2 protein-coding genes are annotated in these 1,638 nt (G+C 40.2%); both read right to left on the bottom strand.

The annotated features are described in order from the left end of the window. Window positions 1-864, bottom strand: an 864-nt coding sequence (locus AC6I5A_RS10135; RefSeq protein WP_497900652.1) for a LysM peptidoglycan-binding domain-containing protein, incomplete at its 3' end; no start/stop codon positions are given. A 423-nt stretch (window positions 865-1,287) separates the two neighbouring features. Further along, the coding region (locus AC6I5A_RS10130) for a PEP-utilizing enzyme (RefSeq protein WP_034615267.1) at window positions 1,288-1,638 on the bottom strand (351 nt) is incomplete at its 5' end.

The following is a 1,638-nucleotide window of genomic DNA, read 5'->3' as shown; positions in this document are numbered from 1 at the left end:
GGCTATTTTTTCTTCGATAACTTGTTTAGATATATCCTGGCCATTTTTTTGGAGATAAGAGTAGGTGACAACTTTTGTGCCATCACGCCCTTGTTCTTTGACAACGGTTTCTCCAATAGCCAGCCCTGTATCCGTAGTTGTGACGACATCATAGGCAACGGTTTCCGTTTTGGTTAAAATCCCTTTACTCATGACAGTCAGATATGGACTCACAGTAACTATTTTGATCTTCTGACCTAGCTGTATCTTACTGTCTTCCGTCATTCCCGGATTACCCGCCAATACTTCCTTCGTTTTCATGTCATTTTTGCGGGCTATCAGCCACCAGGAGTCATCTTTTTGAGCCGTATATTCCGTTATTGTTTTCTTTCCGTCTTTTAATTCTTTCAAGGCTTGATCAAGTAGTATGACTTGATCAGGTTGAGCTTCAACAGGCTTCATGTTAATGGATTCACTGAACTCAACTGATATAACCTGGTTGTTGTCACTGGGTTTTGTATAGAAATCCTGATATGTTTTAAGGAGTGATTGCACATCGTCTTGAGTTGGTAAGATGGCAACCTGTGTTCCAGCAATCTCTAAAGCGTATCCGTCAATATAGGATGTTAACACTTTTTGAAGTTCATTAGCGGTTGACATGGAATCTAAAAGCTCTACCGTTTTCACACGCACTGTCTCATACTCTACAAGATCATGAGTTTTTGCAACCTTACCTATAGGCTGTCCGCGTTTTGTCAAAATATCGCCGACAATATCTTGACCCTTATGGACACTCGCAACCAGACCGATCTTTTGACCGTTTACGATAATATAAGCGGCGGAAGCCGTACCACTAAAATATACGATTACACTGCCGATGACCAAAAAAAAGGCCAGAGCTCCTATATAAAATTTTGGTGATTTCCAAGATATTGTATGGAGATGCCTGGACTTCCATAACTTCAACATCGAAAGAATGCCTTTGGTCCATAGGTATAAACGTGATAAAACTGCTTGAATTGCGACATATGGCTTTTCTAAATATGACCTTTTCATCCTAGCCCCCAATCGTCTTATAGACTTTTTACGTACATTATAGCATTGATTCTTCATGATAGGAATGGATTTTTCATTATATTACACATCATGCTTATTATATGACAATAAATATACACAGGGTAAGACAGTTGACAGGGCATGTAGGATGAAGAAAATAAGGGGCTGTGTCATAAGTAAATTCCTTATGAAAACAGCCCCACTTTTTGTATTAAAATAGTCTTGTTTTACAATCTTTCTCCTCTCGAATCACTAGAGAATACTGATAGAACCCTCATACATAATGCCGCTCAAAGCATCAACTGTCAAAACTTGTTCATTAGATACCTTGGCAAAGGCTTCTTGAGCACCAACAATTGCGGGAATTTTATATTGCAAGGCGACAATGGCTGCATGTGATGTCAAGCCACCCTCCACGATGACGATCGCTCCAGCCCGGGCAATTATTGGTTCATAGTCCGCACCGGTTGTCTCTGCTATGAGAATATCCCCATCATTAAAAGGATCTTTGCCCGGAAATTGGACTTTACGCGCGAAACCAGAATAGGACTTTCGTCCAATTCCGGTCCCTTTAGCTAAAATCTTTCCCATGATTTGAACTTT

This window comes from Desulfosporosinus sp. Tol-M2, assembly GCF_059735615.1.
This window is presented reverse-complemented; position numbering and strand designations above follow the sequence as displayed.